The sequence below is a fragment of the Algoriphagus sediminis genome, assembly GCF_030403435.1.
GTDB lineage: Bacteria > Bacteroidota > Bacteroidia > Cytophagales > Cyclobacteriaceae > Algoriphagus > Algoriphagus sediminis.
Genome location: NZ_JAUEPH010000002.1, coordinates 109910 through 133159 on the forward strand (window position 1 = coordinate 109910; position 23250 = coordinate 133159).

At 41.6% G+C, this 23250-nt stretch carries 19 protein-coding genes and 1 tRNA gene; 8 read left to right on the forward strand and 12 right to left on the reverse strand.

Going from position 1 to position 23250, the window contains the following annotated elements; all coding sequences use genetic code 11:
- Nucleotides 1–326: 326 nt before the first annotated feature.
- The 6 genes from QVH07_RS03715 to QVH07_RS03740 all read right to left on the reverse strand — a co-directional run bounded on the left by QVH07_RS03715 (nt 327) and on the right by QVH07_RS03740 (nt 11945).
- The gene (locus tag QVH07_RS03715; RefSeq protein WP_289998800.1) at nt 327–2396 is read right to left on the reverse strand and encodes a S9 family peptidase; all 2070 of its coding nucleotides are present in this window, start codon (nt 2394–2396) and stop codon (nt 327–329) included.
- A gap of 3 nt (nt 2397–2399) precedes the next feature.
- Entirely contained in the window at nt 2400–3713 is a 1314-nt protein-coding gene (locus QVH07_RS03720) for a D-alanyl-D-alanine carboxypeptidase (RefSeq protein ID WP_289998801.1), read from the reverse strand.
- Between the two features lie 60 nt (nt 3714–3773).
- A complete protein-coding gene (locus QVH07_RS03725) occupies nt 3774–5186 on the reverse strand; it encodes a SusD/RagB family nutrient-binding outer membrane lipoprotein (RefSeq protein ID WP_289998802.1) in 1413 nt (470 codons plus the stop codon).
- A gap of 20 nt (nt 5187–5206) precedes the next feature.
- Nucleotides 5207–8293 (reverse strand): SusC/RagA family TonB-linked outer membrane protein, encoded by a 3087-nt coding sequence (locus QVH07_RS03730; RefSeq protein WP_289998803.1) that lies wholly within the window; start codon nt 8291–8293, stop codon nt 5207–5209.
- 377 nt (nt 8294–8670) lie between these two features.
- Complete coding sequence (locus tag QVH07_RS03735) at nt 8671–10956, reverse strand: sodium-translocating pyrophosphatase (protein WP_289998804.1); 2286 nt, start codon at nt 10954–10956, stop codon at nt 8671–8673.
- 140 nt (nt 10957–11096) lie between these two features.
- On the reverse strand, nt 11097–11945 hold the full coding sequence (locus QVH07_RS03740; RefSeq protein ID WP_289998805.1) for an SdiA-regulated domain-containing protein: 849 nt from the start codon (nt 11943–11945) through the stop codon (nt 11097–11099).
- 147 nt (nt 11946–12092) lie between these two features.
- Here QVH07_RS03740 and QVH07_RS03745 point away from each other — a divergent pair, with 147 nt between their 5' ends.
- Entirely contained in the window at nt 12093–12791 is a 699-nt protein-coding gene (locus tag QVH07_RS03745) for a response regulator transcription factor (protein ID WP_289998806.1), read from the forward strand.
- Nucleotides 12792–12795: 4 nt separating this feature from the next.
- On the forward strand, nt 12796–14256 hold the full coding sequence (locus QVH07_RS03750) for a sensor histidine kinase (protein ID WP_289998807.1): 1461 nt from the start codon (nt 12796–12798) through the stop codon (nt 14254–14256).
- A 69-nt stretch (nt 14257–14325) separates the two neighbouring features.
- Here QVH07_RS03750 and QVH07_RS03755 read toward each other — a convergent pair whose 3' ends face one another.
- From QVH07_RS03755 to QVH07_RS03770, 4 genes are read right to left on the reverse strand one after another with little or no spacing between them, the layout of a single operon-like run.
- The gene (locus QVH07_RS03755; RefSeq protein WP_289998808.1) at nt 14326–14772 is read right to left on the reverse strand and encodes a hypothetical protein; all 447 of its coding nucleotides are present in this window, start codon (nt 14770–14772) and stop codon (nt 14326–14328) included.
- A gap of 20 nt (nt 14773–14792) precedes the next feature.
- Nucleotides 14793–15419, reverse strand: coding sequence for a Crp/Fnr family transcriptional regulator (locus QVH07_RS03760; RefSeq protein ID WP_289998809.1), 627 nt, complete (start codon nt 15417–15419; stop codon nt 14793–14795).
- A gap of 1 nt (nt 15420) precedes the next feature.
- Entirely contained in the window at nt 15421–16308 is an 888-nt protein-coding gene (locus QVH07_RS03765; RefSeq protein ID WP_289998810.1) for a hypothetical protein, read from the reverse strand.
- A 6-nt stretch (nt 16309–16314) separates the two neighbouring features.
- Nucleotides 16315–16764, reverse strand: coding sequence for a DM13 domain-containing protein (locus QVH07_RS03770; protein ID WP_289998811.1), 450 nt, complete (start codon nt 16762–16764; stop codon nt 16315–16317).
- A gap of 132 nt (nt 16765–16896) precedes the next feature.
- On the opposite strand from QVH07_RS03770, the gene QVH07_RS03775 reads away from it, so the two are divergent.
- From QVH07_RS03775 to hflC, 6 genes are all read left to right on the forward strand, one after another.
- The gene (locus QVH07_RS03775) at nt 16897–17178 is read left to right on the forward strand and encodes a hypothetical protein (RefSeq protein ID WP_289998812.1); all 282 of its coding nucleotides are present in this window, start codon (nt 16897–16899) and stop codon (nt 17176–17178) included.
- A 33-nt stretch (nt 17179–17211) separates the two neighbouring features.
- A complete protein-coding gene (locus QVH07_RS03780) occupies nt 17212–17616 on the forward strand; it encodes a DUF4174 domain-containing protein (RefSeq protein ID WP_289998813.1) in 405 nt (134 codons plus the stop codon).
- 106 nt (nt 17617–17722) lie between these two features.
- Nucleotides 17723–17974 carry a hypothetical protein gene (locus tag QVH07_RS03785; RefSeq protein WP_289998814.1) on the forward strand — a complete coding sequence of 84 codons (252 nt, stop codon included), beginning with the start codon at nt 17723–17725 and terminating at the stop codon, nt 17972–17974.
- A gap of 64 nt (nt 17975–18038) precedes the next feature.
- A tRNA-Pro gene (locus QVH07_RS03790) sits at nt 18039–18113 on the forward strand.
- Between the two features lie 120 nt (nt 18114–18233).
- A complete protein-coding gene (gene hflK, locus QVH07_RS03795; protein WP_289998815.1) occupies nt 18234–19211 on the forward strand; it encodes an FtsH protease activity modulator HflK in 978 nt (325 codons plus the stop codon).
- Nucleotides 19208–20146 (forward strand): protease modulator HflC, encoded by a 939-nt coding sequence (hflC, locus tag QVH07_RS03800; RefSeq protein WP_289998816.1) that lies wholly within the window; start codon nt 19208–19210, stop codon nt 20144–20146. The genes hflK and hflC overlap by 4 nt, the downstream gene beginning before the upstream one ends.
- Before the next feature lie 89 nt (nt 20147–20235).
- On the opposite strand, the gene QVH07_RS03805 is transcribed toward hflC, so the two are convergent.
- Both QVH07_RS03805 and QVH07_RS03810 read right to left on the reverse strand, forming a co-directional pair.
- Nucleotides 20236–22860 carry an ABC transporter permease gene (locus QVH07_RS03805; RefSeq protein WP_289998817.1) on the reverse strand — a complete coding sequence of 875 codons (2625 nt, stop codon included), beginning with the start codon at nt 22858–22860 and terminating at the stop codon, nt 20236–20238.
- Nucleotides 22857–23207, reverse strand: a complete 351-nt coding sequence (locus QVH07_RS03810) for a PadR family transcriptional regulator (RefSeq protein ID WP_289998818.1) — start codon at nt 23205–23207, stop codon at nt 22857–22859. The genes QVH07_RS03805 and QVH07_RS03810 overlap by 4 nt, the downstream gene beginning before the upstream one ends.
- Between the last annotated feature and the right edge of the window lie 43 nt (nt 23208–23250).

Sequence of the window (23250 nt, forward strand, 5' to 3'; positions counted from 1 at the left end):
TATTAATATCATGAATTTCGTTAAACTAAATGTATAAAAAAAAATACCCTACAATGGGTATTTTTTGGGGGTATTTGAGAATTTTTAACTAAAAGTGGCAATCCTAATCAAATAACTAAAGTATAAGATATAAGAAAACCTTAATTATCAGCTATTGTTGGTTTTTGGCTTGCACCGCCTTACTTAAAAATATTGATTTAGTTGAAAAAATATTTAATAGTTTGCTTCCAATCTAATTAGGTTTGCTTAATCTCAGTTTGATAAAAAAAAGAGAATTTTCGATTGAAGCTACTCCGAGAAATGGAGATGTATAATTGCATAATACACTATTCCATCAGGTGTTGCTTAAGGAAATCCGCGGTCGCCTGATCCACTCGAATCAAATTCTTCCATTTCATCCAGTGATGCGTATCTCCAGGAATCATGATGAATTCATAGGGCTTTTTCATTTCATCGAATCTACGGATCAGGTTCGTGGTCTGGCTCACATTTACATTTCGATCATCATCAGAATGAATGAATAGGACAGGGGATGTCCACTTTTCCAAATCAGCAATAGGGGATGACGTCCATGCGATTTCTTTAGCTTTTTCAAGGTCAGGAGCCTGCTCATAGTTGCCATTAAAATCATATCTGCCATCCATATCATGAACCCCATGGATGTCCACCCCAACCTTGAAAAGGTCTGAATCTCTGGCGAGCGCCAAAGAAGTGAGATACCCTCCATAACTTCCTCCATAGATTCCAATTTTGTCCCCATCAACATTAGCTAAACTCGCTAAATACTCAGCGCCAGCTTTTACATCCTGGTATTCCACAGCGCCCTGATAATAGCCATAAGCAGGTCTATGAAATTCATATCCATAGCCAATACCTAACCGGAAGTTCACCGAAAGCACCACAAATCCCTGTGAAGCCAAATACTGATTGATGGCATACGTATTTGAGTAATAATCCATATAGCTCCAACCAAGAAGCATTTGTCGCTGTGGGCCTCCATGGACAAAAACTACCCCAGGGCTGGTTCCAGAACTATTTTTGGGTTCAAAGAGCTGTCCATGAACCGTGGTTCCATCCGGAGCCGTGAAAGTAACCTGTTTTGGTGTGACCAAATCTTTCATGGGAAAATTGGAGGGGATTAAGTTCTCCTGTAGTAGTCTGGTTTGGTTCCCTAGCTCAAGCGTCACCAAATGAGGTCTTTGGGCAGTGGCAGAGAAATAAGCCAGATCAGAGTCCCCGAGGGCAACCGGATATGCCTCGATTCCTTCTCCAGAGGTTTCCCAGCTCAATTCTTTTGACTCTAAGTCAATAGATCCAATATGTCTACGGTCGATGTCCTCTTTCTCTTCTCCAGCATTGGCTGAAAAGACGATTCTCTTGGCGTCATGACTCAGCTTTATCTGCTCCACCATGTAATCACCGGGGGTAAGTAGGGTCTGTTCTTTGGTCTCGATATCCAGGTTGTATAAATGCTGCCAGCCATCTTGATAGGATTCAAAGATGAGTTCCTCATCACTTGTCAACTCAAAAAATCCACCTCGAAATGACCCTCTTAGGGTTTCAGGTGCCTTCCATAGTTTTTCTGCTTCGCCAGTAGCGGCATCCGCTAGCCATACTTCCCATGGGGAATGTCTTGGTTCCAAAACCGGAAAAGCTGCTCCTTCTCCTCCTAGGGTCTTGATAAAAGCAATTTGACTCCCATCTGGTGACCATTTTGGATTGGAATATCTATGGAAGGAGGGAGAAATGAATTGGATAGGAGTGTTCTGATCATGATAAACGCCTAGCAATTGATGGCCATCGCGATTTACTGTAAAAGCCAACTTTTTACCATCTGGAGAAAAGCTCATTCCATTGACATTTCCCTTGATATCGAAAAGCTGCTTAGGATCATTATCCGCTGAAAAGTCCACTGTCCAGACTTTGTTGTTTTTTAAAAATGCCATTGTGCTTCCCGGACCTGCTACTAAATCATCACCTTCTATCACGACCTCCACATTCCTACTTTCCAGATTTATTTTCCAGATTTCGACTTTTGGTAAAGTGGGTAGATTGTCCGCGTTTACCGTGGAAGAGTATCTCCAGCCACCATGATCTCCACCCCGGACGAAAGCCAACCATTTCCCATCTTTTGAGAAGGTGATTCCTGATATTTCCTGACCATCATCGTTGTTGAATGCAGTGAGTTTCACGGGTTCAAAGTCCGGGGCTTTTGCCATAAAAATATTTCGCTTTCCTTGCTCATACATAGCCCAGGCGATCATTTCTCCATTGTGGGATGCTTTTAGCTCAGAGGGGAAAGTGAAGCTTCCGATGTCCTCCATGGAAAAGCTTTGGCCGAAGGCCTGAGTGGAAAGAAAAAGACAAATAAGGATGAAGATTTTTCGAAGTTGCATGGCTTAATAGTTATCGTGGATGAAGTATAAGGCTTTCTGAAGCTCGGTTTTCAATTCGCTGGAGGGGATGGCATAATTATTCATTAGGCAGGAAAAATGAAGGATTTTGCCACTTTTGGTCAGTAAGAAACCTGAGAGTGCATTGGACATGCTGAGGGTTCCAGTTTTAGCATAAATGTAAGGGGGCTGGCCTTCATCGGCAGGATACCAATTTCGAATCGTCCCGGATTCTCCTCCAGCTGGGAAATAGGCTTTTATTTTTTCAAGAGGTACCTCCGCGCGAATCTTGTCGAGAAGAGCGATGATAGACCTAGGAGTAAACATGTTCCTGGCTGATAAGCCCGAGCCATCATACCAAATCGGTTCATCCGGTAAGTCTGCAAGCAAATTTTCCTTAGCATAATCGATGGCATCACGAGTGCTCAGAGAGTTATTGAGTTGGTCAGAGACCAAAAGCAAAAGCTGCTCAGCGAGGAAATTATCGCTGATTTTCATCATTTGGGCATAGATGCTATCGGCCGCGGCTGTCTGAAGTTTTATAGGTTCGTAGTTTTGGACGTCTTTACCTTTAAGTAGAATCACCGGCTTGTCAAGTTCTTCTGATAACCAAACTGCGGTCATTTCAGGAGAGGTAATGAATGGGATATCCCTTTCAAAAGTACCTGTCCATTCTTTGGGTAGATTATAGCTGAACTGATTGGTAGTACGATCTCGACGGAAATCATAGGAAGTCCATTCTTCCGGTTCGTTTGCTTCTAGCGCGCTCTTGAATATGGATGGAATGATTTCGAAAATCTTGCCTTCTTCAGGTTTATCGAAGCGAACTATGTTACCATAAATTGGCAGGGCAGACCTTTCGGTGGCAAAATAATAGTTGTACCAATCCCATGACCAGCCTGGCCCAAAAGCTTCCACTTGATCGAAATTATCGAGCAGATATAAGTCTTTCTGGGTATTCTTCAGGAAGTCCAAAGCCACTTCATTTTTTAAATCCGGGTGAAGCAGGCTTGGGTCACCCGTTCCCCAAAAAATCAGTGAATCGCCAGATTCCACATAGTTTAGCCCATTCACTAATTCATCACCAAGAATGGTATAGGATGTGTAAAAGGTGAAAAGTTTGGTATTTGAGGCGGGGATAAAATATTTATCAGAATTGATATCCACCAGAGTTTTATCCTTCTCGGGATCCACTAGCATAAACCCAAGATGTCCTTGATCAAAGACTTCCGATTTGGTAAAGGATTTTTCAATTTTCTGGACTTTGCAGGAGCTGAATGCAAGCACAAGAGCAAACGCGACAAAAAGAGTTTTCTTCATAGCTGAAAATAAAAAAGTCTCCCGCAATAACCGCGGGAGACTTCTTCGAATTTAGTTTATTTATTGATTCCACCAGATTCTGTCTAGCAGAGTAACCTCAGGAACATTTGCTCCATTTCGGCTTACTTCGCTATCAGGATAGGCTAGCCTACGAATATAATTCCCGTTCAAATCAGGATTTAAATTCTCAGGGGTTGTCATATCCTTATAGGCATAATCGAATCTTCGGGCATCATTCCAGGTTTCTGGGTGCAGGAACATTGCTACCCATTTTTCTTTCATGATATCATCCAGGGTCAAAGCACCGGCTCCAACGCTTACACTTGGATCGGCAAGATATGCCTGCTTATCCTCTTCAGAAACATTTAACATATCCATATGCGCCTCGATTCCTGCTAGGTAAGCAGCATAAGCTCTTCCTGGGTCAGAAGACAAAGCTACTTCAGCCTCGATGAACTTTAGCTCCGCAAAAGTTGCGATCAAAAGAGGAGAAGTCGTGGAAGTGTAGTATTGTCCTGGAATCAGGGTAGAGCGTGCACCTTGCTCAGGAGCGTCTCCACGTCCAGCACCATTCACTGTTCCTACAAATTCGCCCTCATCAGTAGTTCCAATCATCAAAGGAAGCCTTGGATCCACAGTAGGATAGGAGGTTCCATCCAATGCCTGAACAAACTGCTCAGAAATCCATCCACCTAATAAAAGGTTTGCATTGTTGATGGCAACCTGAGCCCATGGATTAAAACGCTGCTCAAAGAAAGTAACCGTAGCATCATCCTCATTGGACTGAAACCCGGAAGCTACCGCCGCCAAAACCTCATTCTCATTATAAGTGGAGGTTCCCTTGGTATGTAGCAAAAATCTAGCTTTAAGCGAATGACCGAGTTTAATCCAGTTATCAATGCTTCCTCCATAGATAAAGTCATCAGCACCTATTGAAATAGATGTTTCTTCCTGAAGATTGGCAATGCCCTGATCCAAAAGAGAAATTACTTGCACGTATAATTCTTCATCATTATCATAGGATGGAGTAACTGTTTCGAAGTTGAAGCTTTCTGAGAAAGGTACATCCCCGAAAATGTCCACTGTCATACCTAGATTCAGAGCCATTAAAATTTGGCCTGCACCCAGATAATGATTTGCCCCTGATTCTTCTGCCTTTCGGATTATTTCATTCAAATCCGTCATGACATTGTAAAGGCTAAACCATGTTCCGCTAAAGTTCACTGGATCCATCGTATCTGAAGATGATCCTGGATTCGGAGAAGCTAAATACTGAACATAGTTACTGGTAGTACTCCCAATACGCTGCACATTGAGTGATGTCTCGTAAGTGCTATTGGTCAGCAGACCGGAGATAGGAGCATCTTCCGGACTGTTTGGATTTTCATTGACATCCAGAAAGGAATCACAAGCGGATGTGGTAAGTAAGATTCCAGCACCCAGTATGGTATATAATTTATTTTTGAATTTCATCTGTTCGTTAGTTTAGAGTTTTACAGTCCTAAATTCAAAGTCACAAAGTAGCTCTGTACTCCAGGGAAGCCCAGACCTGTAAATCCGACTGCATTTCCACCTGCACCGGCTGAGAATGATTCTGGATCAAACCCATCCCAAGGTGTAGAAAGAATGATGTTATTGGCAGCTAGTGAGATTCTGGCTGTTCTGAATGGCGTCCGCTCTATTACGCTAGGTTGAAGATTATATGCCAATGTGATGTTACGAAGCTTAATGAAGTCTGCATCTTTCACAAAGTTTTCAGAAACTCCACGATAGTAATTTCTCCAGTAGCCAGCTCCATAGTTTACACCATCAGGTCCTTCTCCTTGACCCAACCAAACTTCCTGAGTGTTTTGTGATCCATCGGCCAAAACACCTGGGAATACAACAAAGTCATTTCTTCGCTCGGAATCTTCCTGCTTACCAAATGCAGAAAGGAAGTTGCCAAACTGGTCATACTGCTGTAAACCAGCTCTGAAGTCAATCAGGAAGGATAATTCAAATCCTTTGTAGGTAAAGTCATTTCTAAGACCACCAAAAAACTTAGGAACGGCATTTCCAAGAATTAGCTGCTCACCAGTTCTAACTGGGAAACCATTTGCTCCAATCAATTGAGGAAGGCTTCTATCCAATTCGGTGGTTCCTTCTGGTGCACCAGGTCTCACATAACTACTACCGAAAATATTTCCATAGGCCTGTCCTTCTTGTAAGATCATGGTTACTCGACTTCCTGCATACCCAAATTGAGATCCAACCACTATTTCCTCAATTCCTTCACGAATTCCGACGATTTCATTTGTGTTGGAAGTCAGGTTTGCAGATACATCCCAACGGAAGTTCCCTTTCTCTATTGGAGTTCCACCTACTACGATTTCCCAACCTCTATTTTCAATTTCTCCCGCATTGGTGATGTAGGATGAAAAACCTGTTGCATCCGAAATTGGAACTGGAATGATCTGATCTTTGGAGTTAGTTTTATAGTAAGTCACGTCCAGATTTACCCTGTTATTAAAAAAGGCAAACTGAGCACCAAACTCAAGAGAAGTTGTCAACTCAGGTCGAAGATTGGGATCTCCAAAAGTAGAGTTTCTAGAGAAGCCTACTTGTCCATCCAATGGGAAAACCCCAGGAGACACAAAGAACGAACCCAAAATATGTGGATTGGTATCTTTACCCACTTGGGCCCAAGATGCTCTTAGCTTTCCAAAAGTTACCCAGTCCGGTAAAGTGAAGTTTTCACTAAATACATATCCAAGGTTAACAGAGGGGTAGAAGAAAGAGTTATTTGATTTTGGGAGGGTGGAAGAAATATCATTTCTTCCTGTCACGTTTAAGAAAAGGAAGTTTTTATAATCCACCATTAAGTCTCCATAGAAACCAACTAATCTTCGAATGCTCTTGCCCTGCGAAGCAAAGATCTGAGATGTGTTATTCAGATTAAAGAAGTCCGGAATTACGAAATTTGAACCTGTAGCGGTCACTCGATCAAACTTACGCTCGAAGATGTCATTACCTAATCTAAGCGAGGTGTTCCAATCCGAATTCCATTCCTTTTGTAAAGTTATATAGAAGTTAGACGTGATATCACGGCTATTAATTCTTGTTTCTTCTATGAAACCTGTAGAACTTAATGGCCTTTCTCCGTCAATTCCCTTTGGCCCAGGAGTAATTTCAGTTCTGGAATCTGAATAATTATCTACACCTAATCGGTAAGAAAGTGTCATCCAATCCGTTGGGCTGTAGTTCAAATTGATGTTACCGATGATTCGATTTACATTATCTTCATAAGTAGCAAATCTGGCATCATAAATTGGATTTGTATTTCCATAGGTTCGCATGGTTCCGTCCTCATTGATATAGTCACGGACATCTTGAGTCTCTGCCCAGTACATCATTCTCTCGAGGAATCTATCGTGAGGAACACGATTACCTCCAGAATTGATGTAGTTCATAGATCCTGAGAAATTGAATTTCTCACTCACCTTTATAGTTCCGGAAAGCTTTGCACTAGTACGGTCCCAAGTAGAAAATGGGATAATTCCGTTTTGATCTAATCTTCCGAAAGATCCATAAAATGTAGCTGCTTCATTTCCACCGGAAACTGAGATAGAGTTATCAAACTGAATTCCGGTATCAAAAGCTCGGGTCCAGTTGTCCTGATATACATAATCCGGATCATTTTCATCTGCAATATTGGCTCCCCAGGAAGGCCAGAAACTGGTGTCGTTTCGCTCTCCACTAAATCCTTGCCCGTATTCATCCTGAAGCTTTGGTTTTTTGACCAGTTGGTCAAAGCCCAATGAGGAATTGAAGTCTACTCGAATTTGTCCTTCTTTTCCTTTTTTAGTAGTGATGATCACTGCTCCGTTTGCGGCTCGTACACCATAAAGCGCTGTTGCAGCTGCACCTTTCAGTACAGACATGGACTCTATGTCATTTGGATTGATATCGGCAATACGGTTTGACATACCGCGTGGTGTTCCTCCTGACTCTACTGTAGAGTTATCTACCGGTACACCATCCACTACGAAGAGTGGTTGGTTATTGGCAGATGGGTCCAAAGAGTTAATCCCTCGAATAATAATTCGTGCGGACTGTCCTGGTGCTCCACCAGAATTTGTGACTTGTACACCAGCTACCTGACCTTGCAGCGCATTTACTACGTTTTGCTGCCTGGTTTTGGTGATGGCTTCTGAATCGATGCTCTGAGCGGCGTATCCCAAGGCTTTCTTTTCCTGGGAAATACCAAAAGCAGTCACGATCACTTCATTTAATTCTGAAGCTTCCTCCGACATCACCACATTAATGGTAGAATTATTTCCGACTGTGCGTCTTTGTGTCTCATATCCTATAAATGAGAATACGAGGACGCTTTCAGTACTCGGAGCACTGATGGTGTAGGTTCCATCAATACTAGTTACTGCACCCTGTGTGGTGCCTTCGACAACAATACTTACACCCGGTAGGGGAAGTCCATCGCCGCTGGTTGTTACGGTTCCTGAAACGCTCACCTGTGCATATAAAGGATTAAAGCACAGCAAGCCCATCAGAAACAGTAAAGAATAAGCGTAGCTTTTCTTCATGAGATAGTTGTTTAGTTTGAAACATGCATGGGTTCACCCAATTCATTGCTGCTAATTTCCGTTTATGACTAAGAATCACTCCTTTACGGACATTTACTTGCTGTTTTTATAAAATTAAAATTGCAAATAAATGAAAGTATAAGGATGGAGATTGTCTAAGGAATAGTTAAGAATTAGGCTCTTCCATTATTAATAATGTTAAAAAACATAATTATTTCTATTAAATCAATGTTTTTAACATTGATTTGAAAGAATTGAGAAAAATCAAAATAATTCTAAGCCTTGCTTTTATTTGCATTTTTATTTTAAGTGGTCTTGCAAACGGGCAAAAAAAAGAGCTGCAAAATGCAGCTCCTTATTGATGAGATGAAATTTAATTATTTCAGATACTCTTCTGTGGTGGTAGTAACGGTCTCATTTCCATCCTCATCTACAACAATTTCTTTTTTAATCTCCACTACTTTGGCTTTAGCCATTTCCCCATGAGAGTCATGAGAAGAAAGAAGTGGTGCAATAACCAAACCTACTAAACAAGTCAACTTAATCAAGATGTTCATAGACGGTCCAGATGTATCTTTAAAAGGATCGCCAACTGTATCTCCAGTTACTGCCGCTTTGTGCGCTTCAGAACCTTTGTAAGTCATTTCTCCATCAATCATAACACCAGCCTCGAAAGATTTCTTAGCGTTATCCCAAGCACCACCAGCATTGTTTTGGAAGATAGCCCACATTACACCAGAAACTGTCACACCAGCCATATAACCACCTAGAACTTCAGCAGCCAACATAGTGTCTCCAGTGGCCAACTGTGTAACAAAAGCAATTAAAATTGGCGAAACAATCGTAAGTAAACCTGGAAGCATCATTTCCTTCAAAGATGCGTTGGTAGAAATCTCCACACACTTGTCGTACTCAGGTTCTGCTGTACCTTCCATGATACCAGGAATCTCTTTGAACTGACGTCTCACTTCTTTTACCATAGCCATCGCAGCTTTACCAACCGAACTCATGGCTAAGGCGGAGAATACCACAGGAATCATCGCTCCAACAAAAAGAGCGGCAAGAACTGGTGCTTTGAAAATATTGATACCATCAATGCCTGTAAATGTTACATACGCTGCGAAAAGTGCAAGTGCAGTCAATGCCGCAGAAGCAATCGCGAATCCTTTACCAATGGCAGCCGTAGTATTTCCAACAGAATCAAGAATATCAGTACGCTCACGTACTTCCTTTGGTAATTCACTCATTTCGGCGATACCACCTGCATTGTCAGCAATAGGTCCGAATGCATCGATAGCCAATTGCATTGCCGTGGTAGCCATCATGGCAGAAGCCGCAATCGCTACACCATAGAATCCTGCAAAAGCATAAGCTCCCCAGATGGCAGCAGCAAAAAGCAATACAGGAGCAAAAGTTGACATCATACCTTGAGAAAGGCCTGCAATGATATTGGTTGCAGCTCCGGTAGATGAATTTTGAATAATAGTCATTACTGGCTTCTTACCCATACCAGTATAGTATTCTGTAAAGTAGCTAATCAAACCTCCCACAGCCAAACCGATTAATACGGCGGCAAATACGCTGAATGAGCTTACGGTTTGTAAACCTTTACCGAAGAATGTCATCTGCATTTCTGCAGGTAACATCCAGTCAATGATGAAATAAGAGGCAATACCCGTTAGAATGATCGATCCCCAGTTTCCTCTGTTCAATGCAGCCTGCACCTGTGGTTCTTTAGCATTGTTGTCACTGATCTTGATGAACCAAGAACCGATGATTGAGAAAATGATACCGATACCAGCTATCAAGACAGGTAATAAAATTGGACCCATTCCGCCAAAGGCGTCATTCATAGGCGTGCCGTTGTTAATATCGTTAATCAGGTAGTTACCCAATACCATGGCAGCCAACATGGTTGCTACATAAGACCCGAAAAGATCAGCACCCATTCCGGCGACATCACCTACGTTGTCTCCTACGTTATCTGCAATTGTAGCTGGATTACGTGGATCATCTTCTGGAATTCCTGCTTCCACTTTGCCTACAAGGTCAGCGCCTACGTCTGCAGCTTTGGTATAAATACCTCCACCCACACGAGCAAAAAGAGCAATAGATTCAGCACCTAAAGAGAAACCGGCAAGTGTTTCGAGAACGATAGTCATTTCCATGTAGAATGACTGCTCACCAGTAATGAAAAACTGAACGAGAAGAGCAAGCAATAAAGAAAGACCGAAAACGGCCAATCCTGCAACACCAAGACCCATGACGGTTCCGCCTCTAAAAGACACCTGAAGTGCCTTTGGCAAACTGGTTCTGGCGGCTTGTGTTGTTCTTACGTTGGCATCTGTTGCAATACGCATCCCTATGTTACCTGCAATAGCCGAGAAAACAGCTCCTATAACAAATGCCACAACGATGAACCAATGTGTGGTTTCTACCAACATTGACACGACACCTAAAAGAGCTCCAGCAATGACAACGAAGACTGCCAGCATTCTGTATTCAGCCGCTAAGAAAGCCATTGCACCTTCTTTTACGTAACCGGCGAGTTTTTTCATGTTCTCTTCGCCAGCATCTTGCTTATTTACCCATGCTCTCAGATAGAACATGTACGCTAATCCAATTACCCCAAAAGCTGGTAAAATGTAGATTAAGTTTTCCATTTATTAGTTTCTTTTATCTCCTTGGTTAAATAATCTCGCAAAGATAGAATTTCTCTCCGACTCCCCAACCCATAATCTCAAAAGTGGTATATAAGGTGTCTGGATGCAGTTGATAATTGGTCTCGAGGAAAAGGAATTACTTATTTGAGAGGAAATACTAGGATATTGGCTCGGCCACCGCGGGCTTCATTTGAAATATAGAGCGTTCCGTTAGGTGAAAAAGTGATTCCTTCCGGTTGTTTAAAGACCTTGGTATTCAGCCGGTAGAGTTTTTTGATGTTGAAGTCTAAATCAAAAATAGCTAGCCAGCTTCCAGTGGAAGAAATTATGTAGTACTCCTGATCAATTGGGTGAAGTGCTGCTGCAGATGGCTGGATTTTTACAGATTTATCATAATCCACATTAAGGCGTTCTTCTATCTGCTTTTTCACCAGTTGAAAAGCAGCTTGATCGCTGTATTCTTTTACATTCGGGTCAAAAGAATAAGCTGAGGCTTCTTTCTCATTTTTATCCCATTTACAGTCTTTGCATATAGAAATCAACTTTTGACTATCTTGGCTTTGAACCAGAGATTCGAAATCTCGCCGCTCTTTTATTGGGAATTTATATTTTTCGCTTTCCAACTCAGCTGCCCGATAATCTTTAATGTGGTGCAAAGTTCCATTGCTTTCCAAGACCCAAATCTGATCATTGATCAGTGTGATATCCTCATAGTCTCCATTTTTTCCAAAGGACTTATTTTCCGTGATTTCTCCATTTTCAGGGTTCACCCAAAATAAAACCCCTGCCTCATCCTGAATCGCTAGTATCTGCCCATCTACCCATTCGATTCCTGAAATTTCGCGTAATGCACCTGGCATGTCCAAAACCTTTCTTGCCTCAAAATCATAGACCTCAGGAAATTCGGAGATGACTACTTCTTCCTGGTCGCTGGCACATTGGGCTGCTAGCATTAAAAATGAGAAAATCAATAAAAAAGAGTAGGACATGAATTGAGTCAGACTTGATTTACCTCTAATTTATCATTCTCATTTAAATTTTCGCCCTTTGAGTCCAATACTACAAAAGTCTTTTATTCTTGGCTTGTGATAGTTTCGTGATGTTTAGACCTTAATTTTCCATCTTACAAAAATCATATGAAAAAGGTTTTGGTCATCGAAGATGATCCGGATATCAGCGAATTGGTTCGAATTCATCTGTCAGATTTAGATTATCAGGTCAAAGTAAAAAATAACGGGCGTGAGGGCTTTGAGACTGCGAATACCCAGGATTTTGAACTTATCGTGATGGATATAATGCTCCCTGAAATGGATGGTGTGGCCATTTGTCAAAGGCTCAGAGCACTGGATAATTATACTCCCATTCTCATGCTTACAGCTAAATCTGAAGAGATCGATAAAATAATCGGTTTAGAATCTGGAGCTGACGATTATCTTACTAAACCATTTAAAATCAGGGAGTTGATTGCAAGAGTGAAAGCTATCATGCGTAGGCAAGATGTGTATAGGGCTTCAGCCAAAGCCAAATCAAAGACTCTTCAATTTGAAGAGTTAGAGGTGAGCGAATCCATGCGAAAGGTGATACTCGATGGTAAGCGAGTGGAGCTTACTCCCAAAGAATTTGACTTGCTCCTTTTAATGGCTAAAAGCCCCGGTAGAAGTTATTCCAGAGCTGAGCTACTCGAATTGATCTGGGGGTATGATTTCAGCGGCTATGAACATACAGTGAATGCTCATATTAACAGATTAAGATCTAAAATAGAAGATGACCCAAACCACCCAAAATTCATTTTGACCACTTGGGGTGTGGGCTATCGCTTCAACGACGAACTATAATGCTATGAAAAGTTTATACTGGAGGATTTCCCTCTCATTCATTGGTGTGCTGCTGGTTGTGGGTTTTTCCTACGTGGTGATTACTGCCTACTACACACAAAAATATTATCAGGCTACTACTCAAAGGCTTAATGCTGAAGTGGCAGATTATCTTATAAAAGAAGTGAACCCTTTTCAGGATGGAGAAGTAAATGAAGAAGCTCTGGGAACCATCATGCATTCCATGATGGCGGTCAATCCGGGCATAGAAGTTTATCTTCTAAATCCTACTGGAGAGATCATTTCTTACGTGGTTCTGGATCAGCTCGTGAAGCTGAAAAGGGTAAATTTGGAACCTATCGAAAACTTTCTGGCGACCTCAGGGACTGAATATATTCTGGGAGACGATCCCAGAACTCCAGGTGAAGAGGCCGTATTCTCAGCTACTTCTGTTTATGAAAATGAAGAACTTCTAGGCTATGTTTACATCACCTTAGAAAGTGAGAAATTTGACACGGTGGCGGCTTCGCTGCTGAATAGTTATTGGCTTAAGTTGAGTCTTGGTTCAGTGATCATCACACTGGTGGTGGCAATGCTGATTGGTTTGGCTTTAATTAGTTTGTTGACTCGACATCTGAGAAAGATAATTACAGTGGTGAATCAATTTAAGGAGGGCAATCTTCAGGCACGGGTACCCACCACCAATTCCAAATCTGAGTTGACTTTACTCGGAGAGACTTTTAATCATATGGCCGATACCATTCTGAACAATATTGAAGAGCTCAAGAAGGTGGATCGACTGAGACGCGAGCTGATTGCAAATGTATCTCATGATCTAAGAAATCCCTTGGCCATAATCAATGGCTACGTGGAAACCTTACAAATCAAGGGAGATAAGCTTTCGAAAGAAGAAAAGGAAAAATACCTTAAAATTATCACCGACTCTACTGATCGGCTGACTAAGCTGGTCGCTGATCTTTTTGACTTGTCAAAGCTGGAATCCGGTCAAATGTCCGTGAAGATGGAGTATTTAAAAATCCAGGAGCTCTTATATGATTCTACTTTGAAGTATGAACTTTTAGCAGAAGCCAAAGGGATTAAAATTGAGTCCACGATCTGTCAGAATTTACCTTCGGTCAAAGCCGACCTTTACCTTCTTGATCGAGTGATTCAAAACCTTCTGGACAATGCCGTGAAGTACACTCCAGATAATGGAGAAATCCTTATTGATGCCTGTTCTACCGAAAATGGGGTAAGCGTGAGCGTCAGAAATTCGGGAAGTGGAATACCACAAGAGGACTTAGAGGCGATTTTTGACCGGTATTACAAAATAGACAAGGATCGGGAAGGAATTGAGGGCTCGGGATTAGGACTAGCCATAGTAAAGAAAATTCTTTCCATTCACGGCTCACAAATCAGCACTCAATCTGATTCCAAGACTTTCACCGAATTTTCATTTGAATTGCCGGTTCGGCAATTGGCTTGAGGTTAAAAAGATTTGGGCAGAAAAAAAGCTGTAATTCAATTACAGCTTTTTTTGGTCTGAAGGTCTCGCTTAATCCATGAGAGTAAATCCAAAAGGAATAGCTGCTGCGCCGCACCAGATGATTCCATGGGTAAACTTCGAATCAGGCTCACCTGACAATTTAAAGAAATGCTCTCCAGCTTGGTCAACCACAGATATAAGTTCGAAACTACTGGATTCATTCAGATCAAGACTTGATGAAGTAGAAAGGTAAACCGTGACTGTTCCCGTGCTGAATTTTGTGGTAAAGTCTTCGGTTAGTCGCAGAAAAAAATCTCCCGCATCGTCTCTTACTACCTGTACCATTCCCCTTGTGTTGGTACTGCTTTGAGCGGTGAGCTCCCCTCCACGTAATATTTCGAAGTTAGCCACTTCTGCTTCTACATCAGGAGCCTTATCAGGCTTCATATCCGCAGAATCACTACAGGAAGTGAATGCGATTATTATTAAGGCAAAGAGGAGTGATATTTTAAACATTGTTTTCATGATAGATAGCTTTAAAAGGTGTCCAGATTTCTGAAAAGGATTCTGTTTCTACTGTAAGTGATCTGCCCTTGTTTTTTGAGCTTTGAGAAAGTCTGAGTCACAGTTTGGCGGCTAGTGTCGGTGTATTTAGCCCATTCCTGATGAGTCAGGTTAATTTTAAGTAAGGTTTCATCTCCATATTTTACCCCGATCCTTTGCGCCAGATCTTTCATATAATATCGGATTCGAGTCTCAGACTCCATGGAAATTACCCTTTCATATCGGGCTAAGTTTTCCTTGGCGTCCTGTGCGAGATGATTCATGATTTGTTGAATCCACTGTTCAGGAAGTGTAGAAATACAAGCAATCTTTTCGATTTCTGTATTGTCCTGAAGAGCTATTGCAAATGAGCTGTTGAGAACATTTCGGTCCTCTTTGAACGTCTTCTCTCCAAAGATTTGTCCCGGTGATATGATTCTGATAATCGTGCTCTCGCCGGAAGGCAAAACCCGCTGAAGTTTTACCGTGCCTGACTTAAGCAAATAGAATCCTTTTGAAAGCTCTTTCTGTTTGTAAATCGTTTTGCCTTTTCCATAAGTTGACTCGCAGGAAGTATCTTGATGAGGCCTTGGGATAAAGGATAATACCGATGAATACATATTAATTTGGTTTTCTTTGATAATAAATGCCTACACTCCAGGTTGGGGCGGAGTAAATATTTCTTCTCGAATAGATAAAATCGGCGTAGTTTCGATAGTTTACAGATAGGCTAAAATCCTTGTAAACCGGAACACTTGCGCCAAAACTGAAGCTGGTGTATTCAGTACCGTCACCTCTTACGAAGTCTGTCGCTACCAGAACTTCATCTACGGAATTCAGTGCGTTTAACCTTGCATTTACCCAAACCAAATCTGCAATCTGGTAACCGATTTCAGCACCAATAGCGATTTGGTCAGAGAAGGAAACGTCATCGTATTCCGTTCTGAAATTATAAGCTGCAAAAATGCTCCCATAGAATGGTGCGTTGGGAAGAGCAAAAGAACTGGCAAGAGTAGTCCAGACATTAAACTCACCATCTCCGGATGGCAAATTGATTTCGTCAAAATCATTGACTGTACTCTTGGCAAAATTATTTGCCCGACCTATGGGAATCTCCGGTGCTACCGAAATGGAAAGCGGGAGATATTTCTTCAATAGTGCATGTTTGAATTCAAGCCTAAGGTCTCCGAGTCCGTTGACAGTTTCGGTAGTCTCAAATCCATTCCAGGTTTGGAGAGGTAAATTTGCGATAATGGTAAATTTCTCCGTCACCCCGTACTCTCCATAAAAGACAACTGATTGTTGACTGAATTGGTTTGTTTCCAAAAGCTCACCAGCTAGCGTATAATAATTATCTGATGAGAAAGTCTGAAAACTCAGTTGATAAAAGCCTTCTCCTTTTGCCTTGGTCCAGCCACTTTGCGCAAAGGAGGTTAATGCCGAAAGAGAAAGAAACAGCCCAAGGAAAAGTACCTTAAGCTGTATCCTTTGTTTATTTATTCTTTGCATGTTGACTTATTCCAATCTTGCATTCCCAAAAGGAACTCCCACTGAACCACACCATAGAATTACATGTGTGTATGATGCTGTAGAAGAACCTGCTGGTATTCTGAAGAAGTTTTCACCAGAGTTTCGCACAGGTCCGAGTGGCAATAAATCTGGGTTTCCATTGGCAGGATCTGCCATAAAAGTATCTGAGGTTGATAAAAATACCGTCACTGTTCCAGTAGCGAGTGCAGTATTGAAGCCGGGGCCGAACTGAAGAAACTCCGTTCCCTGGGAGTCAGTACCTAATGCAGCTGTACCTGTTGATCCCGCACCATTTTGATCCACAAAATTTCCTGACCGAAGGACATTCAAAGCACCCATCGGTTCATTTGGATCAACGATAATTTCATCTGGATCATCGGAGCATGATACTAGTCCAAAAAAGAAGACGTAAAGGAGGATAGGTAATTTTTTCATGATTGTTATTGGTTTTGATATGATACAAATGTGCCGATAGGTTATCACGAAAAAATCACAGAAGATTAAAGCTTTATTAATTTGGAGAATTGTTATTTATTAGAGAGAGAAACAGGATTAAAAGAGATCTAAATGATTGATACTCAAAACTTTTTGAAAAAAGATGTATCAGAGCTTAGTGGTTTGGAGCTAAAGGCCTTATGGTGGGATGGGCATGGTGAATGGCAGAAAGCCCATGATTTGGTAGATGGTCCTTCCAGCCAAAGTGCTGCAAGAGTGCATGCCTATTTACATAGAAAAGAGGGGGATATCTGGAATGCAGATTACTGGTACAGAAGAGCAGGAGAGGTGCGGCCGGATCATAGTCTTGATGAAGAATGGGAGGGTTTAGTGGCTCGGTTTTACAAGCACTGACTAACATTTGGTGGAAAAGCGGGTTAATTGAGTATGTGGCATTTGATCCTAATTCCCCTTTTTCTTTCCATTTACTCCGATCGTCCAAAAACCCTCGAGGATTTTCGTTGGGAAAACAGATTACTCATTGTTTTTGATCAGCCGGACTCCTTGAAAAATTTATTTGAGAAACAGAAGGAAGCACTTGAAGAGAGAAGGTTGTTAGTCTTCCATTTTAAAAACAGAAAATTGGCAGAAAGCAATTTTCCAGGTGAAGTGCAAGCTGAGTCATTTTTGAAGCTGGGTTCAAATGAGAAGAAGGGTTGGTTTTTGATCGGATTGGATGGAGGAGTGAAACGGAAGGAGGAAATTTTACCGCCTCTGGAAAGCATTTTCGCCACCATTGATGCCATGCCTATGCGGCAAAGTGAGATCAGAAAGAAGCGAGGATCAGGCTAAATTTCGGAATAATTGGTGAATTACCCTCGAAAAATACCCAGTACTGGGTATTTTTTCCAACTCTTAGTCTTGCTAATTTTAGTTGAGCAATTAAACCAAGGCAAGCATGAAGTTTTATTATTTGTCCACTGTTCCGAATTCAGAATCCAAGTATGAGGTTCATGAGCGAAATTGTGTTTACAAACCAGAAATGATTGATCTTGTGTATTTGGGTCCATTTAACAGCGGCCAGGAAGCTTTAAGAAAGGCCAGGCTTAGAAACAAATTGGCTGTCACCTGTTCATCTTGCTGCACTTCTACCTTCAGACCCAGCTTTACTGTAAAGCAGGTTGGTCAAAAGAACTGTCAGGCAGAATAGGCTTATATAAATTGCGCAATACCTTCTGAAAATTCTAAATGAAGTATTAATTTCGTGCCTTCATCGGGGTGTGGCGCAGTCCGGTTAGCGTACACGTCTGGGGGGCGTGTGGTCGCAGGTTCAAATCCTGTCACCCCGACTATTTTCAGAAAGCAGTCCAAAGCGGACTGCTTTTTTTGTAACCAAACTAATCTCCTATAAATTCGGTTTTTCTATAAGCACAGCTATTGGTGCAAGAATTAATTAATAAAAAATATAAATGGAAGAAGAGAACTTTAGAATAAATATCAATCCGGATTGGATCAGGAAATATCTGGGAAAAATAGCCTTAGGGATTTTCATCCTTGCAGGAATTTTCTCCAGTGTGAAAACTGTGGGTCCGGAAGAGGAGGGGGTTGTAATTCAACTTGGACAATTTAATCGAACTGTTCAGCCAGGGTTAAATTTTATAATTCCTTATGGCGTAGAGACAATGTACAAAATCCCAGTTCAGCGTCAATTGAAACAGGAATTCGGTTTCAGGACAACTCAGGCTGGCATTGAGTCGGAATACAGTACCTCTGGCTTTGGAGAGGAAAGTCTTATGCTTACCGGAGACTTAAACCTAACAGATGTAGAATGGGTCGTTCAGTACAGAATTACTGATTCCTACAGATACTTGTTCAAAGTAAGAAATGCGGAAAAAACGCTCCGAGACATGTCCGAATCAGTGATGAGGAAGGTTGTGGGAGATAGAACCGTAAATGAGGTGCTGACCGTAGGAAGGCAAGAGGTGGCTTCAAGTGTAGAAGTTAGACTTCAGGAGCTTTGTGATGAGTATGAAAATGGTATTCGAATAGATCAGGTGGTGCTTCAGGATGTGAATCCACCTGAGCCGGTGAAACCCTCTTTTAATGCAGTGAATGAAGCGCAGCAAGAGAGAGAAACTTTAATCAATCAAGCCGAAGCTGAATACAATCGTGTGATTCCACGTGCTCGAGGTGAAGCAGAACAGACTATTCAGCTGGCAGAGGCATTCGCCTTAAACCGAGTAAATAGAGCCAAGGGTGAAGCGGAACGATTTAATGCCCTTTATGCATCCTATGTAAAAGCGCCAGAGGTGACCAAGCAGAGGATTTATTTAGAGACCATGGAGAAAGTTTTACCTAAAATCGGAAACAAAATCATTGTGGACGAAAAAGGAAATAATGTACTCCCACTTTTAAATATTGATAAAGTTAAAACCCCACAGCAATGAATAAAGGACGAATAATAAGTATCGTGTTAGGGGTAATCGGACTCCTACTTGTTTTCAATAGCTATTTTATTTTGGATGAAACCCAACAGGCTATTGTTACTCAATTTGGTAAACCAATAGGAGAGCCAAGGACTTCACCGGGGGTGAATTTCAAAGTTCCTTTTTTGCACAAGGTGCAATTCTTTGATAAGAGATATCTGGAATGGGATGGAGATAAAAACCAAGTTCCTACGAAGGATAAGAAATTCATTTTCGTGGATACTTATGCCAGGTGGGAGATTACCAATCCATTGCAGTTCTTCATCCGACTTCGGGATGAACGCTCTGCCCAATCCAGACTGGATGATATTCTGGATGGTGAGACGAGAAATGCAATTGCAAGTAATGATCTTCTGGATGTGGTTCGTTCGACAAATCGTGATCCAGAAGTGACCGAGGAGTTTATGGAGGAGCTTGAAGTGCTAGAGGATATTTCCGTAGGTCGGGATAAAATCGAGGAGATAATTCTTGAAAAGGCCAATGAACGTACTACCGATTTAGGAGTAAGAATACTTGATTTTCGATTTAAGAGATTGAGCTATGTGGATGAAGTTCGGGATCGGGTCTACGATCGAATGATCTCAGAGCGAAATCGAATTGCCGATCAGTTTAGATCGGAGGGTCAGGGGCAGGCTAGAATTATTGATGGAAATAGGCAAAGGGATTTGGCTCAAATTCAATCTGAGGCATTTCGTGAGGCGGAAGAGATTAAGGGTAGAGCAGATGCTGAAGCAACAGATATCTATGCTTCTGCTTACAACAAAAACCGTCAGTCCATTGAACTTTATAAGTTCCTAAGGACGATGGAAAGTTTCGAAAAATCGATGGATGAGAGCACGAGTATTGTGCTTTCCACTGACTCTGAGTTTTTCAGGTATTTGAGAAAGTTGAATTAGTTCTACCCTTGACCGGTCAAAAGTAAGAAAGACCCATCGAGCAAAATTCGATGGGTCTTTTGTTATTTATAAGTAACCAGCGGTAGGTGTCACTCTGTACGAATGGATTTGACAGGATTGGCTAAAGCTGTCTTCACAGCCTGAAAGCCTACCGTCAAAAGGGTGATTAGCATGGCTCCAAAGCATGTAAATAGAAATGCACTTAGAGGTATATCCATTTTATAATCGAATCCGCTTAACCATTTTTCCATGAGGTAATAAGCAATGGGTGAGGCGATTAAAGAAGCTACTAAAACCAGGATAAAGAAGTCTTTCGTCAGTAGCTGCCAAAGATTTGCGGTGGATGCACCAAGAACTTTGCGCAAGCCAATTTCTTTAGATCTTTTCTCTGCTAGAAATGAAGCCAAGCCAAATAAGCCTAAGCAGCTGATGAAAATTGCGAAACCCGATAAGAAAGCTCCTATTTCCCCGATTTGCTCCTGAGATTCAAATTTAGCCAAGTATTCATCTTCAAGGACTTTGAGATCGGTGTAAGCTTCTGGCGCCACTCTTTTGTAGGTTTGACCTATAGTTTCCAAGGCTTCTCCAAAAGGAATTCCCTCTTTGATCCGAATAAACTGCCAGTAAAGCTGACGGTCCGAAAGAAACATAATTCCTGGGCTGCTATCCTCGAAGGGATCGCCTTTAATCAGGTCTCTCACTACACCTATGATGGTAAATTCGGGATAACCCCAAAATTCATCCTCCGTAAGGACAGTTTTGCCAATCGGGTCTTCCAAGCCCATTTTGGCCAAAGCAGATTCCGTGATAATGACTCCAGCTTTATCAGTTTCCATGTTTTCGTTGAAATCTCTTCCCTGAAGAACTTCCCATCCAACCGCTTTACCATATTCAGGGCTTATTCGAATGGTATTGAAAGCAATTCCCTTATCGCTTTCGGGGCCTCCCCAGCTGAATCCATCATTATTACCAAATGTATTGGTTAAGGGGTAATTGGCCTCACCAATTTCCTCAACCACCCCCGTGTTAAATAACTCTTGTCTCAGCGTTCTGAAATTTTCCCAAAGCTGATCTGAGTTTTTCGGCATCATCAGTAAACCTTCTCGTTCGTAACCTACGGGGCGATTCTTCACATGTTGGATCTGCTGGTAGATTACTATGGTACCCATGATCACAATGAAGGATACGCAGAACTGAAAAATTACAAGAACTTTTCTCGGCAGACTCGTTTGTCTTCCCGAAGTTATCCCACCTTTTAGAGATTTGATAGGATTAAAGGATGATAGGTAAAGCGCAGGATAGCTACCAGCGAGAAGGCCGGTAATTAGCGTAAAAAATAGACCTGCAATCCAAAAAACAGGGTTTAACCAAGGTGCGCTTATGTCTTTGGCGGCCAGTTCATTGAACCAAGGGAGTACTATTACTAGCAGGCCCAAAGAAAGGATAAAGGCAAATAATGCGACCAAAACTGATTCGGTAAGAAACTGATGAGTAAGATGATTCCTTAAGGAACCCATGGTTTTTCTCACGCCAATTTCTTTGGCTCTACTTTCGGATCTGGCTGTACTTAAATTCATAAAATTCACGCAAGCGAGAACCAATACAGCAATTCCAAGGGCGGAGAATATCCAGATGAACTTCTGTTTAGCGCTGGTGATGCTTACTCCATTTTCCCATTCAGATTTGAGATGCCAATCTTTCATGGGATGAAGAAAAAGATTGCGTTCATGGTTTTTATCGATATTCGTATTGTATGCATCTTTAATGATAGCACTTGCGGTCTGAAGGTCTACCCCTTCATGAAGCTCTACATAAAGTCGCATGTTCTGATTATCCCAAACATTCAGGTCTGACCAGCCATACAGAAAAACGTCTAAAGGCGCGATGAACTGTGCATCGAAAAATTCTGAGTTTCGAGGGATATCTTTAAAAACCCCGGTAACAAGTGCATCTACTTGCTCATTGAATCTTACTTCTTGTCCGATTGGGTCGCGATCGCCAAAAATCTTTTCAGCCAATGATTGCGAAATCATAATGGTTTTCAAATCCTTCAATCCATCCAAGGTTCCGGCCATCATTTCGAGGCTCAGCATTTCCGGAGCATTGGGCTGCATATAGTAACCGTTTTCCAAAAAGCTATCCTTACCCGAGGTAATCACTATTTCCTGAGGCCTGGAATAGCACATGGCTACATTTTTGAATTGTGCCTGATAGGTATCTTGAATATGCGTTCCAAGCCCCGTGGGAACAGAAGAATTGACATGGATGCCATCATCACCTCCAAAATCCGAACGAAATAATACTTGAGCCAGGCGATCATAATTCTTGTGGTAAGTATTGTAAGTGAGTTCATTGTGAACCCATAAGGCAATCAAAATTGCAACGCACATACCGAAGGCTAAACCTCCGATATTGATGAATGAGAAACCCTTATTTCTAATGAGGTTTCTGTAACCAATTTTAAAATAGCTTTTGTACATAGCGGCAGTGGTTAGGTTTTCAAATCCTTTTATGGGCTTTATGATTCCGGGTCGAAAAAGGAAGAAAACGTCCCGAATGAACTTCAGATCAGCTTTTTGCTGCCCCATTTCACTCTTATGGATAAAGTATTCTTCAAGAAGATCACCCTCGATGAAGTCATGCATGGAGGGTTTGCAGAACCACTCGAAAAACTTCATAGCGAACTTTGGTGGAAATTCTCGGGAATTCTTCATCCTATAGGAGCTTGAAGTTTCAGATTTAGAATGGTTTTCGGCATTGCATCCCATAGCTTTTCACGCATATCTTTGGAGTGAGCAATGGCTTGTTTTCCTAGTCCGGTCATTTCGAAAAACCTCTTTGGTCTTCCTGCTCTTTCCTTAGTAGGCTCACCGGCAAAGGATTTTAAATATCCCTTTTCCTCAAGCCTTTTTAATGCTGTATGCAAAGCCCCCATGCTTACACTTCGCGAAAGTCTTCCTTCGATCTCATTTTTAATAGCTACGCTGTATGCGGAGTTATTTAAAATGCCGACAGTAAGCATCACGATTTCCTCAAACTCTCCTAATTGAAAATTTTTCATATTCTTTAAATAATATCTAAATGTAGGAAAATAATTTTATCTA